Below are 19,589 nucleotides of genomic sequence, written 5' to 3'. Positions count from 1 at the left end.
AGGTGGAGCGGCGCTTCCAGGCGGCGGTGGGCCTGTCGCCGAAGGTGCTGTGTCGCATCGAGCGGCTCCAGCACGCGCTGGCGCTGCTCCAGGGGCCGCGCGCGGTGGAGGGCGCGGAATGGGCGTTGGCGGCGGGGTACTACGACCAGGCGCACCAGGTGCGGGAGTTCCGGGCGCTGGCGGGGCTGACCCCCGGGGCGTACGCGCGGGAGCGGGCGCAGGCGGAAGTCGGATTCGTACAATCGCCGGACGCGGCGGGTGCGTAACGTAGGGGCGTTCCCTTTCTGGAAAGAGGCCTCCCCATGTCCACGACCCCCGACGCGCAGCAGGCCGAGCAGCACCACCGAATCGACTACATCGAGTTCCCCGCCCGGGACACCGGCGAGGCGAAGCGCTTCTACGGCGACGTCTTCGGCTGGAGCTTCGAGGACTACGGCCCCGCCTACACGAGCTTCAAGGACGGCCGGCTCAATGGCGGCTTCGATGCGTCGCTGCCGGTGGGCAAGGGGGGCGTGCTCGTCGTCCTGTATTCCAAGGACCTGGAAGCGACGCACGCGAAGGTGCTCGCGGCGGGAGGGCGCATCGTGAAGGACACGTTCTCGTTCCCCGGCGGCAAGCGCTTCCACTTCGCGGACCCCACGGGTAACGAACTGGCGGTCTGGACCGAACCTTGAGAGGGGATGTCTGGCGTTGAGGTCCGCGATGTGACGACCGTGTGACAAAACCTGTTTAATTGGAAATATTTCGAAATTTGTATCTCGGGGGGCTCCTGAGGCACAAGGCGTATCGGGGCATCCCTGGGTTTGAGCCAGGGATGCCTTGCCTGTGATTGACGCCTGCGCGTCCCAAGGATCCCACACCCATGTCGTTCTCCCGCACCGTCTCCGTGCGCGCCCTTCGGGGCGCGTTGTTGTCCTCCCTGTTGCTCGCTCCGACTGCCTTCGCTGAAGACGAAGTGCACTGGGGCTACGACCAGACCCTGAGCCCGGCGCACTGGGCCGAGCTCCCGGGCGACGCGCTCTGTGGGCAGGGGGTGATGCAGTCGCCCATCGCGCTGGTGACGGCGGGCGCCGCGCATCCGCAGCAGTCTGTCCCCAGCTTCCACTACGCCACGAGCCACGTGCGGATGACGAACACGGGCCACACGGTGCAGTTCACCTACGACAGCGGCAGCACGGTCCGGGTGGGCGCCAACGAGTACAAGCTGGCGCAGTTCCACTTCCACACGCCCAGCGAGCACACGAAGGACGGCGTGGAGTACCCGCTGGAGATGCACCTGGTGCACACGGACGCGAACGGGACGCCCGCGCTGGTCGTGGGCGTGCTCATCCAGGAAGGCTCGGTGAACGCGGCGCTGTTCACGGCCTTCCGGCACCTGCCCCGGCACGCGGGGGAGCAGAGCGCTCCGGTGGGAGCGCTCATCAACGCGAGCGCGCTCCTGCCGCGTGACCGGGCCTTCTTCCAGTACGCCGGTTCGCTCACCACGCCCCCGTGCACGCAGGGGTTGCAGTGGTACGTGATGAAGAACCCCATTGAGATGTCCGACGCGCAGATCGCCGCCATCGAGCGACTGCCGCACCTCAACCCGAACAACCGCCCCCTGCAGCCGCTGAACGGCCGCACCGTCAGCGTGCACGCCGGGCACTGAGGGCGCGTTCGGGCGAAGGCCTGGCCCGAGGAGCTCCGGGACGGCGGCGGTCCGGAGAATGTGGACTGAGACACGTCTGGCCGGCTGCCCTCCTGGAAGGCAGTCGAGCCCATGTCGCGGTCTCAACAGTCCTCGCATGTCCAGGAACGGGCCTTGCGAAAGGGTGGCCGGATGGATGCCGTCCGGGTTTTCGCACTCCCCAGACGCACGGTAGAAACCCGTCGGACCGTTCCCTGGGAAAGTCGCTCGTGATCGCCACCGCCAACGCCACCATCCTTCACGTCAACGACACGCCAGCCAGCCTCTACCTGGGCACCTTCTGCCTGCGTCAGGCCGGCTACCACGTGCTGGAGGCCGTGACTGGCGGCGAGGCCCTGAAGGTCGCGCTCGAGGGGCGCCCCGACGTCGTCGTGCTCGACGTGAAGCTGCCGGACATGAGCGGCTACGAGGTGTGCCGCCTCCTGAAGGCGGACCCCCGCACCCGGGAGACCTCCGTCATCCACACGTCGGCGACGTTCATCACCGCGGAGAAGAAGATCATCGGCCTGCGCGCGGGCGCGGACGTCTACCTGACGCAGCCGTTCGACCCCGAGGAGCTCATCGCCACCGTCAACAGCGTCCTGCGCCTGCGGCGCGTGGAGCGCGAGGCCCTGGCCAACGCGGCTCGCCTGGAGGAAGCCGACCGCAAGAAGGACGAGTTCCTGGCCATGCTCGGCCACGAGCTGCGCAACCCCCTGGCCGCCATCGCCCTCGCGGTGCAGATGCTCGGACAGAAGGACTCGAACGGCCTGTCCGAAGCGGACTCGCGCCGCCGCTCCATCATCGAACGGCAGGTGAGCCACCTGCGCCACCTGGTGGACGACCTGCTCGATGTCAGCCGCATCACCCGCGGCAAGTACGCCCTGCGCCGTGGCCGGTTGGACCTCAACACCATCCTGCACCATTCGCTCGCCGCCGCCCGGCCGGTGATGGAAGAGCGCCTGCTCGTCCTGAAGGAAGCCCTGCCCGAGGAGCCCTGCTGGGTGGACGGAGACCGGACGCGGCTGGAGCAGGTCTTCACCAACCTGCTGGACAACGCCGCGAAGTATTCGCCCGAGGGCAGCGTCATCACCGTGGGCGCCCACGTGGACGCGGACCACCGTGTGCGCGTGTCCGTGCAGGACACCGGCATCGGGCTCCCCCCGGGCGAACAGGAGCGCATCTTCGAGCTCTTCGCGCAGTTGGAAACGGGGCTCGCGCGCAGCCGGGGCGGGCTGGGCATTGGCCTGACGCTGGTGCGTCACCTGGTGGAGGAGCACGGCGGGCAGGTGGCGGTGTTCAGCGAGGGCCCGGGCCTGGGCAGCACCTTCACCGTCACGCTGCCCCTGCTGGTGGACGCCGCGCGGCCCGAAGCGCACGTGGAGCGCGTGGAGACGCAGAAGGGCGAGTGGCGCATCCTCCTGGTCGACGACAACCCCGACGCGCGCGAGGGCTTGAGCGAGATGCTCCAGATGTGGGGCCACACCGTCGTGGTCGCCGCGGACGGCCACGAGGCGCTCAGTCTGGCGACCCCGGGCTCCTACGACGTCATCATCCTGGACATCGGGTTGCCCGGGCTGAGCGGCTACGAGGTGGCGGAGGAGCTGCGCCAGCGCGCGGCCACCGACGCGCACCTCATCGCGCTCACCGGCTACGGGGCCCCGGAGGACCGGGCCCGCAGCGAGGAGGCGGGCTTCGACCTGCACCTCGTCAAGCCCGTGGAGCTGGTGGAGATTGGCCGCGTGCTCGCGCAGTTGGGCCCGGTGAAGCGCGGCGCGCACCCCCGTCAGCAGGCGCGCGCCAGGAGCGCGTGAGTCGCCGCCACGGCGCGGAGCAGGGCCCCGCGCCGTGAAGCCGTCTCAGCGCGCCGGGACGCGCAGCACCTTGCCGGGAGGCAGCGTGTTCATGTCGCCCGAGTAGATTCCCCAGATGGTGAGGGTGCCATCCTGATGAAGCACGGCATTCGGGAGGCCCGACCCCATGGCCAGGGCCACCACCTGCGTCTGGACGGGGGGCGGCAGGCCATTGCGGCTGCCGCTCACGTTGGTCGTCGATTCTCCCCAGGCGATGACACTCTCATCCGAGAGCACGGCCAGCCCGTAGTTGCTGTCGCGACTGAGGGCCACGGTCCGCACCCCCGTCAGTCCCTGGGGGAGGGGCCGCTCCGGTGAGAGGGTGCCCCAGGTCACCAGGCTGCCATCCACCTTGCGCGCGACACTCGAAACAGTGCCCGCGGAGACCTCCACCACGTCCGTGAGTCCCTGCGGGACCGTGGCGGCGCCATGGCTGTTGTTGCCCCAGGCGACGACGGTGCCATCCGCCCGGAGTGCCAGGGCGTGGGTGCGGCCCGCGGAGATGGCGATGACATCCGTGACGCCCGGAGGCGCGGTCGAAGCGGGGCTGTCGACACTCCCCCACGTGGCCAGGGTGCCGTCGTTCTTGAGGGCCACGGCGAAGCCGTAGCCCGTGGTGATGGCGACCACCCCGGACAGGCCCCTGGGAGGGTCACCCACGTGATCGGTGTTGTAGCCCCACCAGGCGACCGTCCCGTCCTCCTTGAGCACCAGGCCGTAGTGACGCTCCGCGGCGACGCTCACGACCCCCTGGTTCAGGGACGCGGGCGAGCCCGACCAGGAACTGGTGTCCGCGAGGTGCTGGACGGTGGCATCCGGGAGGACGCCCAGGCCCCATGAGTCGCCAAGGGCCAGCGTCTTCTGGGCCACCACCCGGACCTGGGCCGTGAGCGTCTGCTGGGGCACGCCCGTCTTGAACACCACCTGCCGGACGCCCGGAGGCACTTCGTAGGGCATCCGCACGATGACGCGCGTCTGGCTCCAGGAGATGACCTGTGCGGGAGCGCTTCCGCCCACCGTCACCTGGGAAGAGCCCGGCTCGTCACCCAGGTTCGTGCCGGTCAGGGTCACCCACCCGCCCTGCACCGCGAGCGACGGGATGGACGTGAACGTGGGCGGCGGCAGGCGGGTGAGCTGCAGTGACACGTTCGTCGTCGCGTTCGCGCTCACCGTCACCGACTGTTCGGCCTTCGCATAGCCCTCCTTGAGCGCCTTCAGCACGTAGCTCCCCGTGGGCAGCCCCACCAGCGCGAAGTGGCCCTGGGCATCCGGCGTGATGGGCGTGGCGAGGCCGCTCTGGAACACCGTGATACCCGACAGCTCCCCGCCATCCGACAGCACGACCTGCCCGTCCACCTGTCCGCGCAGCCGGGGCAGTTGGAGGGACACGGAGACGGACTGCTTCGCCACGACCGTGACCGACACGCGCTGCTCCGCGTGGGTGGACCGGCTCGCGCGCACCTCGTACGTCCCCACCGGCACGCCCGTGAGGGTGAAGGTGCCGTCCGCCTGGGTGGTGGTGCGCAGGGAGGTGCCCGTCAGCGTCACCTCGGTGCCGTCGAGGCTTCCGGCCGCGAACTCCTCCAGGAGCACGGTGCCCGTCACGTCGCCCCGGAGGAGGCTCATGGTGAAGTTGGTGTTGCGGGAGTCATCCAGCGCCACCTTCACCGACACGTTCACGGTCTCGTACGGGCTCAGGGTCGCCTGGAGCGAGTAGTCCCCCGGCGGCAGGCGGGTGAGCTGGAAGCTTCCCGACGCGTTGGTCGTGACGGAGTCGGTCCGCCCGACGAGGTCGATCCGCACGCCCGAGTGGTTCGTGCGGCCCTCCAGCGTCACGCGGCCCTGGATGGAGCCGTAGCGCCGCTCCAGGGTCATGGACACGGACGCCGTCGCATCCGCCTGCACCAGCACCAGCGGTTGGGGCGACGTGTAGCCGGCCCGGACCGTGTCCACGAGATAGGAGCCCGTGGGCACGCCCTCCAGCACGAAGCGCCCTTGCGCGTCCGTGGTGGTGGTCACCCCGGTCAATCCTCGCAGCGACACCTGGGTGCCCGCGGGGTCCTGGGCGTCATCCAGCAGCGCCACGCCCTCCACGCGGCCCCGGCTGCGCGCCAGGGTGAGCGTCACGGACGTGGAGGCGGCCTCCTTCACCTCCACCGTCTGGCGGGCGGTCGTGTAGCCGGTCTTCGTGGCCACCAGCACGTAGCTTCCCGAGAGCACGCCCGGAAGCGTGAAGCGGCCCTCCGCGTTCGTGGTGGTGGACGTGGCCGTGCCCTCCAACTGGAGGGCGATGCCCGCGGGGCTGACGCCGCCTTCCAGCAGCACCTGGCCCACGAGGTCTCCCCGGCTCAGGACGAGCGGGAGCGTGACGGTGGTGGTCGCGTCCTGCGTCACCTCCACCGACTGGCGCACGGTCGTGTAGCCGGCCTTCGTGGCCACCAGCACGTAGGTGCCCGTGGGGACACCGCCCAGCGTGAAGCGGCCTTGCGAGGTCGACGTGGTGACCGCGCTCGTTCCTTCCAGCATCACCGTGACGCCCGGGGCCTGGGTGGCGCCATCCAGTGTCACCTGTCCCTGGAGGTTGCCCCGGTGCCGGGTGAGCGAGAGCGTGACGGACGAGGACCCGGTCGCCTTCACCTCCAACGACTGGCGCACGGCCGTGTAGCCCTCCTTCGAGGCGACCAGCGAGTAGGTCCCCGTGGGCACGCTCTCCAGCGCGAAGCGACCCTGGCCGTCCGTGGTGGTGGCCGTGTCCGTGCCCTCCAGGGCCACGGTGATGCCCTGCGAGGGGGCGGAGTCACTCAGGCGCACCTGGCCTTCGATGCGGCCCCGGTACCGGCCGAGCAGGAGCGTGAGGAGCGTGTCGTTGCCCTCTGTCACCTCCACCGACTGGCTCACGGTCGCGTAGCCGGTCCGCGAAGCCTTCAGGACGTAGCTGCCCGTGGGCACGCCCTCCAGCGCGAAGCGCCCTTGCGCGTCCGGGGTGGCCGTAAGGTTCGCGCCTTCCAGGGTCACCGTGACGCCCGCGACCTCTGTGGCGCCTTCCAGCGTGAGGACGCCGCTCACCCGACCGCGGGCGCGCAGCAGTGCGAGCGACACCTCGACGGAGTCATCCGCGGCCACGGACAGGGACTGGCGCGCCTGCGTGTAGCCGGTGCGCGTGGCGGTGAGCTCATGGGTTCCCGCGGGGACCTTCTCCAGGACGAAGGCGCCCGCCGCGTTCGTGGTGGCGCGCAAGTCCGTGCCGGTGAGGGACACCTGGACACCCGCGGCGTTCGTCGTGCTCTCCAGGGAGACGGTGCCCACGACCCGGGCCAGATCGCTCGGGTCGGTGGGGTCGGTCGGGTCGACCGGCGTGGGCAGGGGCGGCGGCGCGGGCGACACCCCCGGCTCCTGGCAGGCCGCGAGGGTGAGCATGAGACCCAACAACAAGACAGACGGCGACAGGCGCATCGGGGAATTCCTGGAATGGACAGCAGGGAGCAGGGCTTGCTCCGGCGGGGACCGGAACACGCGCGGATTGGACGCACTGGGCGCCCGGTCGACGTAAGACAGTCTCCCATTATTCACCGCAGGACGCATGTTCCCGGGTGGCTGTAATGGCGTGCCCTACCTCGACGGTCTTCCCTCAGTGCCGCGTCAGCGGTGTCACGGGCAGTTCACGGAACACCAGGTCGCCAGGCCCGAGCCGACGGGCAGCATGGACGAAGCGTTCGGTGACCACGAGGTAGGTGCGCGGACCGAAGATTCCCTGGGCTGTCATGCCGGGTTCAGGCAGGACGCCCGTTGGAAGTCGTGGACCAGCCCTGGTGTGATCGCGGTGAAGGTGTCGTGGAGCACCACGTAGCGGATGGGGGCTCCGCCGTGAGGCTCGGCTCACGCCTGGGGCTGGATTGCTGGCTCCGCCTGCCTCGCGCCACGTCTCGCCCACCAGGCGCGAATCCACCTGCGCGCGGGCTTCTCCACCCACTGGTGCGCGAGCACGCACAGGACCAGGACGCCCACCGTCAGCACCACCACCGCCCCCACGGACGTGGTCGAAACCTCCAGCCGCTTCATCACGGACTTCCACGTGAACAGCAGCGGCATGTGCAGGATGTAGAGCGAATAGCTTGCCTCCCCCAGGAAGCAGAACGGACGTGAGGCGAGCACTCGCGCCACGAATCCCTGGCTCCGGGGCAGCAGCACGAGCAGCGCCGCGAACACCGGCGCCAGCAATCCATTGTGCATCAGCGGGAAGGGCAGGGACGTGCTGGCCATCAGCGCCGCGAGGATGACCACCCCCAGCGCCATCAGCACGACAGGCCGCGGGCGTGGAGCGGTGTCCGCGCGCAGCAGGAAGTAGCGGCCCGCGAAGAGGCCCAGGATGAACTCCGGCAGCCGCGCCACGGGATTGAAGCGCAGCGCCCGCATCCACGGGCCGGAGTGGTACGACGACGCCGTGGTGTGGTCCGGATCCACCAGCAGGTAGAGCACCGGCAACACCAGCGCGAGCGCATACGCCACCCCTGCACCCAGCATGAGCGCCCGGGGACCTGTCTGGCCCAGGCGCACCGCGAGGAAGGGGAACACCGCGTAGAAGACCGCCTCCACCGCCAGCGACCACCCCGCGCCGTTCCACGCGAGCGCCGTCCACGGCACCCAGCTCTGCATCAACAGCGGCGCGAGCACGAGCGCCCCGTCCAGCCGCCACAACTCCCCCGGTGCCTCCACCCACGCCGCATGCAGTCCCTTGAAGAACGCGGGCGCGGCGAGCACGAGCCCCAGCGCGTAGAGGGGATACACGCGCGCGAAGCGGGCCACCCAGAACGCCTTGCGCACCTCGCGCGTGTCGGGCGGGCGCTCCAGGTGGTGGTAGCCCAGGATGAAACCCGACAGCACGAAGAAGAACCCGACGCTCACGTAGCCGCTGTCGAGCAACCCGTGCAGCCCCGGCGGCGCCTCCGTGCCGGTGAAGACCATGTGGTACAGGTGGTACGCGCCAATGTGCGCGGCCGCGAGGAATCGCAGCCCGGTGAGGACATCCAGGTACCGCCGGGAAGAAGCCATGGGTCCTGTGAGTCTGGCAGCCCTGTTTTCATGTCTCAATCACCCAGGGCGTCGCCTGCCTGCCCCGTTCGAGCGAGGGTGGAAATGGGAGGCCCCCCTTTGGCGTAGAAGGGGCCTCATGCTCAGCCTGCGCAATCTGGTGAAGGTGTACCCGGGGCCGGTGACGGCCCTTCGCGGCGTGGACCTGGAAGTGCCCCGGGGAATGTTCGGCCTGCTGGGCCCCAACGGCGCGGGCAAGTCCACGCTGATGAAGATCCTCTCCGGCCTGCTGGAGCCCACCTCCGGCGAGGTGACGCTGGACGGCCTGGACCTGGTGCGCCACCCGGAGGCCCTGCGCCCCCACCTGGGCTACCTGCCCCAGGAGTTCGGCTTCTACCCGTACCTCTCCGGCCAGGACATGCTGCGCTACCTGCTGGAGCTCAAGGGTGTCACCGCGCCCCAGGGCCTGAAGGCGCTGTGCGCGCAGTTGCTGGAGCGCGTGAACCTCACGTTCGCGGCGAAGCGCAAGGTGAAGGAGTACTCGGGCGGCATGCGGCAGCGGCTGGGCATCGCCCAGGCCCTGGCGGGCAATCCCAAGCTCATCATCGTGGACGAGCCCACCGCGGGCCTGGACCCGGAGGAGCGCCAGCGCTTCTACCGGCTGCTGGCCGAAATCGCGCACGAGCGCACGGTGCTCCTGTCCACGCACATCGTGGAGGACGTGGCCATGCTCTGCCCGCGCTTCGCCGTCATCCGCCAGGGCCGCGTCGTCGCCATCACCAGCCCCAGCGAGGCGAAGGCCGCCCTCCTCGACACCCTCTACGAAGGCACCGTCCCCCCGGCCGACATGGACAGCTTCCAGCAGGCCCACCGCGTCACCCAGGCCGTGCTCTTCGAGGGCAGGAACCGCGTGCGCATCCACGCGCCCCCCGGCGTGCCCGTCCCGCCGGGCTTCGAGCGCACCCCGCCCACGCTGGAGGATGCGTACCTGCTCTTGATGAAGGACGCGCCCGGGCCCTCGGCGCCGGTTCCGCCCTCGGCTCCGGCGGTGGGCGCATGAACCTGTCGAGACTGCTTCACGTGGCGCGCACGGAGTGGCGCCACCAGGTGCGCCGTCCGCTGTTCTGGGTGTTGCTCGTGCTGCTGGTGTTCGTCACGTGGGGCGTGTCGTCGGGCAACGTCACCATCGAGTCGGGCAGCACGGAGGTGGGCGGCAAGAAGGCGTGGGCGACGAGCGGCTTCGCCGTCGCGCAGACGGTCCTGCTCCTCACCTTCCTGCTGTTCACCTTCTTCGTGTCGGTGGGCGCGGGCATGGCCATCATCTCCGACGACGAGGCGCGCGTGCAGCCACTGCTGCACACCACGCCGCTGACGCCCGCGGAGTACGTGTGGGGCAAGTTCCTGGCGGTGCTGGGCGCGTACGTGACGGCGCTCGCGGTGATGATGGGATTGCTCGTCTTCTTCCATCACGTCGTGCCGTCAGGGGCCGCGGCGGAGTTCCGGGGGCCCTTCGTCCTGGAGCACTACGTGCGCGCGGCCGTGTGGTTCGGTCTGCCATTGATTGTCTTCATGGCGGGGGCCGCCTTCTGCGTGGGCGAGCGCACGCGCCGCGCGGTGCCGGTGTACTTCCTGCCGGTGGGCCTGCTCTTTCTCTGCGCCTTCTTCCTGTGGGACTGGTCGCCCGGCTGGTTGGACCCGCGCGTGAACCGGTTCCTGATGGCCGTGGATCCAGGCGGCTTCCGCTGGCTCACGGAGACGTGGATCAAGGTGGACCGGGGCGTGGACTTCTACAACACGCAGCCGGTGGGGCTGGACGCGCTCTTCGTCATCAGCCGGTTCGTGCTCATGGGCCTGGGCCTGGGCGCGGTGGCCTGGAGCGAGCGCCACTTCCGCCGCATGCTCCGGGGGGATGCGGGTGCGAAGTCCTCGCGCGCGAGCCGCGACCGCATGGAAGCGCCGCCCGCGCAGGTGGCGCTGTCCCACGCGGAGGCGCCGCTGTCCGCGCTGGGCATGGGCGTGAAGCCGCCGGGGTTCTGGGCCGGACTGTGGACGGTGACCCGGGCCGAGGCGCGGGGTCTGCTGTCGCAGCCGGGGCTCTACCTGTTCCTGCCGCTCCTGATGTTCCAGATGGTGTCCCAGGCCGCCACGGCGACGGGCCCCTTCGACACGGAGCTGTTGTTGGTGCCGGGGCGCTTCGCGGTGCGCTCGATGAACCAGGCGTCCGTGCTCGTGTGTCTGTTGTTGATGTTCTACGGGGTGGAGTCGCTGGAACGGGAGCAGGCGTGTGGCTTCGCGCCCCTCCACGACGCGACGCCGGTGCGCACGCTGTCGGTGCTCCTGGGCAAGGCGCTGGCGAACAGCCTGGTCGCGGTGGTGCTGCTTTCGGCCATGGCGATCGCGGGCACGCTGGTGCAGGTGTCCCAGGGCACGGTGCCGCTGTCGCTGACGCCGTACCTGCTCGTGTGGGGCCTGCTGCTGATGCCCACCTTCTTCCTGTGGATGGGCTTCATCCTGGCCGCACGCGCGGTGACGGGAGGGCGCTTCGGCACGTACGCGCTGGCGCTGGGCGCGCTGGCCCTCACGGGCTTCCTCGCCGTGCGCGGGGACCTCACCTGGGTGACGAACTGGCCGCTGTGGGGCGCGGTGAGGTGGACCGACCTGGGCGCGTTCCAGGTGGACCGGTCCGCGCTGGTGCTCAACCGCGTGGCGGTACTGGGGCTGGCCGTCTTCTTCACCGCGCTGGCGGTGCGGCTGGACGGGCGGCGCGCGCACGACGCGGTGACGACGCTGGAGGCGCTGAATCCGTCGGGACTGGCGCGTGGCGCGTGGCGACTGGCGCCGTACCTCGTCGTCCCGGGGGTGGCGCTCGTGAGCCTGGGCGTGCTCGTGGGGCAGGGCTACCAGGGCGCGGCGGCGAAACTGCGCGCGAAGCAGTACTGGCAGAAGAACCTGGCGACGTGGAAGGACGCGCCCCAGCCCGCGCTGGTGGACGTGGATCTGGACGTGGACCTGGAGCCGGAGGCGAGCGCCTTTCGCACGCGCGGCACGTACACGCTGGTGAACCGTCAGGCCACGCCGCTTGCGCGCTTCGCCCTCTCGGGCGGGGATGCCTGGAAGGACGTGCGCTGGACGGTGGACGGGAAGGACGCGGCGCCGGAGGATCGCTCGGGGCTGTATGTCTTTACCGCGTCACCGCCGCTCGAGCCCGGGGCCACGCTGAAGGTGGGCTTCGAATTCCAGGGCCACGTGCCGGACGGGGTGTCGCGCGAGGGGGGCCTGCTCAAGGAGTTCATCCTGCCCTCGGGCGTGGTGCTCACGAGCTTCGAGGCCACGTTCGCGCCGGTGGTGGGCTACCAGGAGGAGCGCGGCGTGGATCCGAAGGAGAACCGCTACGAGCCGCGCGTGTATCCAGACGACTTCTACGTGGGCCCCACGGAGGCCGCCTGGGGTAGCGGCACGCCGTTCACCACGCGGATCCGCCTGTCCGCTTCGGAGGCCTACACGCTCAACTCCGTGGGCGTGCGGGAGAGCGACACGGTGAAGGACGGACGGCGCACCACCGTCTGGCGCAGCGACCATCCGGTGAGCCTCTTCAACATCGTCGCGGGGAAGTGGGACCGGGTGGCGGGCGAAGGCACGGAGGTGTTCCACCATCCGGCGCACGGCTACAACGTGAAGGAGATGTCGCGGGGGCTGGAGGGCGCGCGCCGGTACTACTCGGAATGGTTCCACCCGTTTCCGTGGGCGGAATTGAAGCTGTCGGAGTTCGCCGGCCTGGACAACTACGCGCAGGGCTTCCCCACGAACATCACGTTCTCGGAGTCCATCGGGTTCCTCACGCGTGCGTCGCCGGAGGTGAACGCGGTGCTGCTCGTCACCGCGCACGAGGCCGCGCACCAGTGGTGGGGCAACCTGCTCATCCCCGGCAAGGGGCCGGGCGGGGACGTGCTGTCGGAAGGCATGTCGCACTACGCGTCGCTCAAGCTCATCGAACAGCTCGACGGGCCGGAGGCGCGCCGGCAGGCCGCGCGGGGGATGGAGACGCGCTACGCGAAGGACCGGCGGGTGGATGGTGAACGGCCGCTGGTGAAGCTGGACGGCTCGCGCGAGGGCGACACGTCGGTCGTCTATGAGAAGGGCGGCTGGACGTTCTGGATGCTGGAGGACCTGATGGGCCGGCCCGCGATGCACGCGGGCATCCAGGCCTTCCTGAAGCGGTACATGAACGACGCGGACCATCCGGTGCTCCAGGACTTCCTCGCCGTGATGCGCCCCTTCGCGCCGGATGCGGCGGCCTTCGACGCGTTCACCCGACAGGCCTTCTTCGAGGTGGTGGTGCCCGAGTACCGCGTCACCGAGGCCCGGGTGACGAAGGAGGGGGCGCAGTGGGTGACCACGGCGACGGTGACGAACGCGGGCACGGGCCGCATGCCGGTGGAGGTGGCGGTGATGAAGGGCGAGCGCCCGGTGTCCCTTCCGACACAGACGGCGCCGGCCGCGGACTTCCACGAGGCGCGGGTGCGCGTGGAGCCGGTCGCGGGCGCAGGGGCGCGGGTGACGGTGCGCTCGGACTTCGCGCCGGAGCGGCTGGTGGTGGATCCCGACGTGCGCGTGCTCCAGCTCCGTCGTGAGCAGGCCCTGGCCCCGCTCACCGCGCCGTGACGCGATGACATGACACGCTGACAAGGGCGCGTTCGCGCGCGTTTGACACGCTGTCACGGTGCCGGGCTCCACGCCTGGTCGCTCCCTCTGCGCGCGCGCTGGCACATGGCTTGCGAAGGGCTCCCATGCACAGGCGGACCGTGAGGGTCCGGACTCGTGACGGGGGTTCAGCACATGGTTTCAATCCAGAAGCTGGGGCTGTTGCTGTCGTTGGTGTCGACGTCGGTGTTCGCGCAGGAAGCCATCGCGACGGGGGCGGTGCCCGTGGCGCGGCGCAACGTGTTGTCTGTGTCGGTGCCTGTCGGGCAATCCCAGTTGTCGCTCGAAGGGGAGCACGTGCTGAGCGAACGTGTCTCCGTGGGGCTGGGGGTGTTCGTATCCGTGTATGAGTACCAGCGGCGGTGGGAGAACGTGCCCGTCGAGGAACTGGAGGGGCAGAACCACGGTTCCTGGCAGGCGGGCCTGTCTCCGGCGGTGCGCTTCTTCCTGACGGGCACCGCGCCCCAGGGCCTGTGGGTGTCCCCTCGCCTGGAGGTGGGCTACGGGCGTGACTCCATCAAGAGGACGGGCACCGAGGTGGTCAACCAGGCCTTCGACGAGAGCCAGCATGAGACCTTGTCCCTGGGGGGCTCGGGGGTCCTGGGATACAGCATGGTGTTGGAGTCTGGTTTTACCGCCCGAGCAGGGTTGGGGTTGGGCGTCCGGCGTGAATTCGCCTCCCACGAGTACTTTTCTCAGGACTCGCAAGGCCGTACTTCTCTCGACAAGTCCAAGGATAGCAGTTGGAGCCTCACGCAGCAGCTCCTGTTCAGCCTGGGCTGGGCCTTCTAGGGCTCACGGGGCGTGACGTCGAGGGGCGCGCATTCGCGCGTGGTTGGCATTGTCCACGAAGGTCCAATTGCATGACAGGAGTTCATCACATGGTGACGACGCGGAAGTGGGGGCTGTTGCTGTCATTGGCGTCGACGTCGGTGTTCGCTCAGGAGGGCATCACGACGGGGTCGGCGCCCGTGGCGCGGCGCAATGTGGTGACGGTGTCGGTGCCTGTTGGTTCGGATTCCCAGGTGGCGCTCGAAGGCGAGCGCGTGGTGGGGGAACGCATCTCGCTGGGGCTGGGGGTGTTCACGTCCCTCCGGCACCAGCGGGCGCGGACGGATGAGCCGCCGGCGAACGTCGTGGTGGTGGGAAGGAACAGCACGCAATACCAACTGGGCCTGTCGCCCGCGGTGCGCTTCTACCTGACGGGCACGGCACCGCAGGGGCTGTGGGTGTCGCCGCGCGTGGAGGTGGGCTATGCGCGAAGCGACTCCACGACGGTGCCGGTGCCGGTGGGCGCCATCACGCCCGCCGACAGCTTTTCGGAGACCGTGTCCCTGGGGGGCATGGCGGTCGTGGGCTACAGCGTGGTGCTGGAGCCTGGCCTCTCACTCCAGGCAGGAGTGGGGCTGGGCGCCCGTCATGATGCCCATTCCTACGATGTGGTCACGCTGGGCCCCAATGACGGGACGGCCTCCTTCCGGGTCCGCGAGACGAACTGGAACTTCACCCAGCGGCTCCTCTTCAACGTGGGCTGGGCCTTCTAGGGTTCGCGGTGCGTGGCACCGTCCAAAGGCATCACGCCCCGTGTCACGGCACCGGACGGTCCGGGGGTTGCTTCCCCTGGAGTGGGCTGGCACATCCCTTGCGCAAGGAGCCTCGCACGATGGGCCGCGAGGGTCCGGAGTCATGACAGGGGTTCAGCACATGGTGGCGATGCGGAAGTGGGGGCTGTTGCTGTCGTTGGTGTCGACGACGGTGTTCGCGCAGGAAGGCATCACGACGGGGTCGTTTCCCGTGGCGCGGCGCAACGTGGTGTCGTTGTCGCTGCCGCTGGAGGGGGTGTATCCCCAACTGGCCCTGGAGGGGGAGCGCGTGCTGGGCGAGCACGTCTCCTTGAGCCTGGGGGTGTTCGCGTCCTTCGAGCACGCCCGGTCGCGGTTGGATGATCCGCCGGACACCGGGTACGAGGGGCTGGACGGCACTCAGTTCCGGGTGGGCCTGGCCCCGGCGGTGCGCTTCTACCTGTCGGGCACCGCGCCCCAGGGCCTGTGGGTGTCACCGCGCCTGGAGGTGAGCTACTGGCGGGAGTCCTCCAGGCCGGTGGGAAACCTTCCCTCGGGTGGCTTCTCCCTGCTGTCAGGCGAGTCGGAGATCTGGTCCGTGGGCGCCTTGGCGCTCGTGGGCTACAGCGTGGTGCTGGAGCCTGGCTTCACCGTGCAGGCCGGCGTGGGGCTGGGCGCGCGGCGCGATGCACTGACCTACGACAAGGCGGGGCTGATTTCGAATGGTGAGGCGCCCGTCGAAAAAGGTCATCAGACGACCTGGGTCTTCACCCAGCGCGTCCTCGTCAACCTGGGCTGGGCCTTCTAGGGCTCGCGGGGCTGAGCGCTCACGGTCCACGGCGTGCGCGTGGTGTCCACCAGCAGCAACTGGAGGTCCCAGGCGCCCGGTGAGGCCCCGGGCAGGTCGGTGGAGACGGCGAAGACGCGCGTGTCCGGCTGGGGCGTCACCTTGAAGGTCGCGCGCGGCGAACGGTTGGCATCGTTCGAGGGCACCACGCCCAGCGTGACGGTGCCACCGGACGGCAGGGGCAGGCCGTCCTGCGCGGTGGCGCCGGCGAAGGGCACGCCGAGGAAGGGCGCGTCGGGCAGCACGCGGCGCTCCGAGCCCAGCGGGCCCACGTCCACGGTGGGCGTGTCCGACGCCGCGTGCACCCAGCGCAGCCGCAGGTTGGTGGGGTCGTTCGCGAAGCGCTCCGTGAGCGGCAGCAGGGTGAACGCGGGCGCGGAAGGCCCGGGCGGCGTGACGTATCCGGAGGCGACCATCAGGTAGCGCTCGCCCGGGACGAGGACGGGCGTGGTGGCCGACGCCACCGGAGCCGCCTCGGGCCGCGCGTCGCCCGGCGTGTTGGTGAAGAAGTCGAGCACGTAGGTGCCCGGCGGCACCTGGAGCGACGCGGACAGCGCGCCGTAGGGCAGGGCGTCGGTCAGCTCGTGGCCGCTGGAGAAGAGGTCCAGCGGCGGCGCGTCCGGGGACGCGTTCAGCACGTACAGCGTCGGGTTCTGACGGAGGATGGCCAGGGTGCCGTCGCGGCCGGCGGTGAGCAGCGAGAAGCTGTCACCCGCGCGCGCGGGTTCGGCCCAGAGGCCGGTGAGCACGAGCAGCGTGTCGGTGCCCGAGCCGAGCGCGGGCACGGTGAAGGACGTCAGCACCTGGTCGGTGCCACCGGTGACGAGCCCCACCTGGAGCGCGGCGCCGGAGGGCACCACCAGCGCTTCGTCGCCCGAGGTCTGGAAGCGCGACAGGGACGCCACCTCCACGGAGCCGTCCTGGCCCAGGTCGACGCCCACGTCCCGGATGTCCGAACCCGCGTGCACGATGCGCACGCGGGACAGGCCCTGGTCCGCGGGCACGGGGTTGTCACGCAGCAGCACCGCGCGCAGCGCCGCCTCCGAATCCGACGACTGGAACTGGCCGGCGGTCACCACCGTCCAGCGCGTCCCTGCTTCCAGGCGCACCGGCGTGGAGGCGACAGGCTGTGAGTCCGGGGACGCGCCCGTGGGACGCAGCTCCACCGTCACACTGGCTGGCTCCCGCGTGAGGTACGGCGTGGTGGTGCCATAGGCCACGGCGCGGGCCAGGGGCGTGGAGCTTCCTGCAAGGTAGATGTCCATCGCGGGCGCGCCCGGAGCGGCCTGCACGATGCGAAGCTGTGCCGTGGTGGGCGGGACGATGACCGGGCCGTCCTGGTCGGGCGGCGGGTCGGAGTCCGCCCCGCTGCCTCCGCCGCACGCGGGCGCGAGCAGGCCCAGCGACGTGAGCGCGACGGCCAGCAGTGTCTTCCTCCGCATCCAGGTCATGTCGAAGTCCCCTCCTCGGCGGGCCGCGGACGCGGCTCGGCACCGATATCGACGACGGTAGGGTGGGACCCCTGCCGCACAGAGGCTACCCCCCGCGAAGCTTTGACTGTCGCTCCCCGACGTTGTCCGCCGGAGCACGTCGCAACCCCCGGGCATCCGGGGACTTCGGGCCGGAGGAGGTGGATCGCGGCCTGGCGGTCCGTCGCCGGAATCGGACCGTCACGGCTGCCCGGTCGCCGCACGGCGGCCGGCCGCGACGTGTTCAGCAGGCGTCATGGGGCACGGCCGGGAACGTCATGGGTCCATGCAGGGGGAGGTGGCGGCGCTGGTAGGGTCGGAGGCACCATGACCTTCGCGTCCCTTCCGCTCCTCGTGACCCTGCTCACGGCGCAGACGCCCGCGCCGACGAAGCCCGCCCCCGCGCCCGCCGCCGCGAAGTCGCCGTCCGCCGTCGCCGGCATCGCGCCGCTGCCCGGCCTGCCCAACCTGTGGGCGAGCGGTGTGCCGGCGGTGCCGCCCGCCCTGTCCCAGCGCGTCCAGCAGTACCTGGAGTCGCGCTCCGCGCAGTTGCTGGACGTGAGCGACGACGGGCAGCAGGTGCTCATCGCGACGCGCTTCGCGGACGTCAACCAGCTCCACCTGGTGGAGATGCCGCTGGGGGCTCGCACGCAGCTCACCTTCACGAAGGAGCCCATCAACCGGGCGCGCTTCCTGCCGGGCAATCCGCGCGTCATCTTCTACCTGCAGGACAAGGGCGGCGGAGAGTTCTTCCAGGTGCTCAAGCTGGACCGGGGCACGGGGCGCTCGGAGCTGCTGACGGACGGCAAGAGCCGGCATCAGGACCTGGTGGTGTCGAAGGACGGGCGCTGGCTCGCGTACGCGGGCACGGGGCGCAACGGCAAGGACACGGACGTGTACGTCGCGCCCACGGCGGACCCCCGGCAGGCGAAGCGGGTGACGGAGGCCGAAGGGAGCTGGAGTCCCGAGGACTTCTCGCGTGACGGCTCGAAGCTGCTGGTGCGGCAATACCGCGCGGCGGACGACGCGGACCTGAGCGTGGTGGACCTGAAGACGAACACGCGCACGCAGCTCACGCCGAAGGAGGGCAAGGGCAGCGTGGGGGCCGCGGTCTTCACGCATGACGGGCAGGGCGTGTACCTGGCGACGGACCGCTACAGCGACTTCGCGGAGGTGTACCGGCTGCCCCTCACCGGGACGCCCCCGGCCACGCCCGTGTCGCTCACGAAGTCGGTGCGCTGGAACGTGGAGCGGCTGGAGCTGTCGTCGGACGGGCGGAAGCTGGCGATGACCGTCAACGAGGAGGGCTACGGCCGGCTGTACCTGCTGGACGCGCGCACGCAGGCGCTGTCCGCGGTGGAGACGCCGAAGGGGGCGATGGGCGAGCTGCGCTTCGCCGGGAAGCGTTCGGACCGGGTGGCGTTCTCGCTGACGTCGGCGCGCGTTCCGCTGGATGTCTTCATGGTGGATCTGCCCACGAAGAAGACGACGCGCTGGACGCGTTCGGAGGTGGGTGGGTTGGATCCGGAGACCTTCGTGGAGCCGGAGCTGGTGCGCTACCCGTCCACGGACGGGGTGACGGTGCCGGCGTTCCTGTACCGGCCGAAGAACGCGAAGGGGAAGGTGCCGGTGGTGGTGGTGTTCCACGGCGGCCCGGAAGGGCAGAGCGTCCCCAGCTTCAGCTCGCAGACGCAGTTGATGGTGACGGAGCTGGGGCTGGCGGTGCTGTTGCCCAACGTGCGCGGTTCGGAAGGCTACGGCAAGGCGTACCGGGCGATGGATGACGGCGTGAAGCGGGAGAAGAGCCTGGCGGACATCGGGGCCACGCTGGACTTCATCGCGTCACGGCCGGAGCTGGATGCGTCGCGGGTGGGCGTGTACGGCGGTTCGTACGGGGGCTATCTGACGCTGGCCACGGCGACGTTCTTCCCGGAGCGCATCAAGGCGGCGGTGGACGTGGTGGGCATCTCGTCGCTGCCGTCGTTCCTGCGCAACACGCAGGCGTACCGCAGGGACCTGCGGCGCGCGGAATACGGCGATGAACGGGACCCGGCGGTGCTCCAGGTGCAGGAGCGCATCTCGCCCCTGGGGTCGGTGGGGCGCATCCAGGCGGCGCTCTTCGTGCAGCAGGGGGCGAACGACCCGCGCGTGCCGCAGTCGGAGGCGGAGCAGGTGGTCCAGGCGGTGACGAGGAAGGGCTCGGACGTCTGGTACCTGCTCGCCACGGACGAGGGCCACGGGTTCCAGAAGAAGAGCAACCGGGACCTGGCCCAGACGACGGCGCTGATGTTCTTCGAGAAGCACCTGCTGGGACCGGTGAGCGGGCAGGGCCCCGGGGCGGGTGGGAAATAACCATCACCGCGCAACGAAATTTCGCGCGGCCGGCATGTCAGCGCGGGGAGGGCGTTACACCTTGTCGGGGAATGACGACGTGGGCCCCACGTGGGCCGGGAGGACGGTGTC

The 19,589-nt window shown here is 70.2% G+C and carries 14 protein-coding genes; 10 read left to right on the top strand and 4 right to left on the bottom strand.

Going from position 1 to position 19,589, the window contains the following annotated elements; genetic code table 11:
* The 4 genes from D7V88_RS45030 to D7V88_RS02345 form a co-directional block, all read left to right on the top strand.
* Positions 1-266, top strand: a 266-nt coding sequence (locus tag D7V88_RS45030) for a helix-turn-helix domain-containing protein (RefSeq protein WP_147448576.1), incomplete at its 5' end; no start/stop codon positions are given.
* A gap of 36 nt (positions 267-302) precedes the next feature.
* Positions 303-674, top strand: a complete 372-nt coding sequence (locus D7V88_RS02355; RefSeq protein ID WP_120538945.1) for a VOC family protein — start codon at positions 303-305, stop codon at positions 672-674.
* A gap of 188 nt (positions 675-862) precedes the next feature.
* Positions 863-1,648, top strand: a complete 786-nt coding sequence (locus D7V88_RS02350; RefSeq protein WP_120538944.1) for a carbonic anhydrase — start codon at positions 863-865, stop codon at positions 1,646-1,648.
* 248 nt (positions 1,649-1,896) lie between these two features.
* The gene (locus tag D7V88_RS02345) at positions 1,897-3,480 is read left to right on the top strand and encodes a response regulator (RefSeq protein ID WP_120538943.1); all 1,584 of its coding nucleotides are present in this window, start codon (positions 1,897-1,899) and stop codon (positions 3,478-3,480) included.
* A 45-nt stretch (positions 3,481-3,525) separates the two neighbouring features.
* On the opposite strand, the gene D7V88_RS02340 is transcribed toward D7V88_RS02345, so the two are convergent.
* The 3 genes from D7V88_RS02340 to D7V88_RS02335 all read right to left on the bottom strand — a co-directional run bounded on the left by D7V88_RS02340 (position 3,526) and on the right by D7V88_RS02335 (position 8,568).
* Positions 3,526-6,972: a carboxypeptidase regulatory-like domain-containing protein gene (locus D7V88_RS02340; RefSeq protein WP_158624971.1), complete on the bottom strand. Its 3,447-nt coding sequence runs from the start codon at positions 6,970-6,972 to the stop codon at positions 3,526-3,528.
* Between the two features lie 175 nt (positions 6,973-7,147).
* On the bottom strand, positions 7,148-7,282 hold the full coding sequence (locus tag D7V88_RS44160) for a double-CXXCG motif protein (RefSeq protein WP_244237923.1): 135 nt from the start codon (positions 7,280-7,282) through the stop codon (positions 7,148-7,150).
* Positions 7,283-7,395: 113 nt separating this feature from the next.
* A complete protein-coding gene (locus tag D7V88_RS02335) occupies positions 7,396-8,568 on the bottom strand; it encodes an acyltransferase family protein (RefSeq protein WP_120538941.1) in 1,173 nt (390 codons plus the stop codon).
* A 118-nt stretch (positions 8,569-8,686) separates the two neighbouring features.
* On the opposite strand from D7V88_RS02335, the gene D7V88_RS02330 reads away from it, so the two are divergent.
* From D7V88_RS02330 to D7V88_RS02310, 5 genes are all read left to right on the top strand, one after another.
* Positions 8,687-9,607, top strand: a complete 921-nt coding sequence (locus D7V88_RS02330) for an ABC transporter ATP-binding protein (RefSeq protein ID WP_120538940.1) — start codon at positions 8,687-8,689, stop codon at positions 9,605-9,607.
* Complete coding sequence (locus D7V88_RS02325; protein WP_120538939.1) at positions 9,604-13,209, top strand: ABC transporter permease/M1 family aminopeptidase; 3,606 nt, start codon at positions 9,604-9,606, stop codon at positions 13,207-13,209. Before D7V88_RS02330 ends, D7V88_RS02325 begins: the two co-directional genes overlap by 4 nt.
* Positions 13,210-13,383: 174 nt before the next feature.
* Positions 13,384-14,040 (top strand): hypothetical protein, encoded by a 657-nt coding sequence (locus D7V88_RS02320; RefSeq protein ID WP_147448575.1) that lies wholly within the window; start codon positions 13,384-13,386, stop codon positions 14,038-14,040.
* Between the two features lie 89 nt (positions 14,041-14,129).
* Positions 14,130-14,792, top strand: coding sequence for a hypothetical protein (locus tag D7V88_RS02315; protein ID WP_120538937.1), 663 nt, complete (start codon positions 14,130-14,132; stop codon positions 14,790-14,792).
* Positions 14,793-14,952: 160 nt separating this feature from the next.
* Complete coding sequence (locus D7V88_RS02310; protein WP_120538936.1) at positions 14,953-15,618, top strand: hypothetical protein; 666 nt, start codon at positions 14,953-14,955, stop codon at positions 15,616-15,618.
* Here D7V88_RS02310 and D7V88_RS02305 read toward each other — a convergent pair.
* The gene (locus D7V88_RS02305; RefSeq protein ID WP_120538935.1) at positions 15,615-17,108 is read right to left on the bottom strand and encodes a DUF4397 domain-containing protein; all 1,494 of its coding nucleotides are present in this window, start codon (positions 17,106-17,108) and stop codon (positions 15,615-15,617) included. The two genes, D7V88_RS02310 and D7V88_RS02305, sit on opposite strands and share 4 nt — an antisense overlap.
* Positions 17,109-17,453: 345 nt before the next feature.
* Between D7V88_RS02305 and D7V88_RS02300 the strand changes: the two genes are divergently transcribed.
* Positions 17,454-19,478: a S9 family peptidase gene (locus D7V88_RS02300; protein WP_120538934.1), complete on the top strand. Its 2,025-nt coding sequence runs from the start codon at positions 17,454-17,456 to the stop codon at positions 19,476-19,478.
* Positions 19,479-19,589 lie beyond the last annotated feature (111 nt).

This window comes from Corallococcus terminator, from assembly GCF_003611635.1.
GTDB lineage: Bacteria > Myxococcota > Myxococcia > Myxococcales > Myxococcaceae > Corallococcus > Corallococcus terminator.
Note: the sequence above shows the minus strand (reverse complement) of the source record. Positions and strands in the feature narration are given on the sequence as shown.

Coding starts and splice junctions, on each gene's coding strand:
- D7V88_RS02355 (WP_120538945.1), top strand. CDS start 303: ATGTCCACGACCCCCGACGCGCAGCAGGCCGAGCAGCACCACCGAATC.
- D7V88_RS02350 (WP_120538944.1), top strand. CDS start 863: ATGTCGTTCTCCCGCACCGTCTCCGTGCGCGCCCTTCGGGGCGCGTTG.
- D7V88_RS02340 (WP_158624971.1), bottom strand. CDS start 6,972: ATGCGCCTGTCGCCGTCTGTCTTGTTGTTGGGTCTCATGCTCACCCTC.
- D7V88_RS44160 (WP_244237923.1), bottom strand. CDS start 7,282: ATGACAGCCCAGGGAATCTTCGGTCCGCGCACCTACCTCGTGGTCACC.
- D7V88_RS02335 (WP_120538941.1), bottom strand. CDS start 8,568: ATGGCTTCTTCCCGGCGGTACCTGGATGTCCTCACCGGGCTGCGATTC.
- D7V88_RS02330 (WP_120538940.1), top strand. CDS start 8,687: ATGCTCAGCCTGCGCAATCTGGTGAAGGTGTACCCGGGGCCGGTGACG.
- D7V88_RS02325 (WP_120538939.1), top strand. CDS start 9,604: ATGAACCTGTCGAGACTGCTTCACGTGGCGCGCACGGAGTGGCGCCAC.
- D7V88_RS02320 (WP_147448575.1), top strand. CDS start 13,384: ATGGTTTCAATCCAGAAGCTGGGGCTGTTGCTGTCGTTGGTGTCGACG.
- D7V88_RS02315 (WP_120538937.1), top strand. CDS start 14,130: ATGGTGACGACGCGGAAGTGGGGGCTGTTGCTGTCATTGGCGTCGACG.
- D7V88_RS02310 (WP_120538936.1), top strand. CDS start 14,953: ATGGTGGCGATGCGGAAGTGGGGGCTGTTGCTGTCGTTGGTGTCGACG.
- D7V88_RS02305 (WP_120538935.1), bottom strand. CDS start 17,108: ATGACCTGGATGCGGAGGAAGACACTGCTGGCCGTCGCGCTCACGTCG.
- D7V88_RS02300 (WP_120538934.1), top strand. CDS start 17,454: ATGACCTTCGCGTCCCTTCCGCTCCTCGTGACCCTGCTCACGGCGCAG.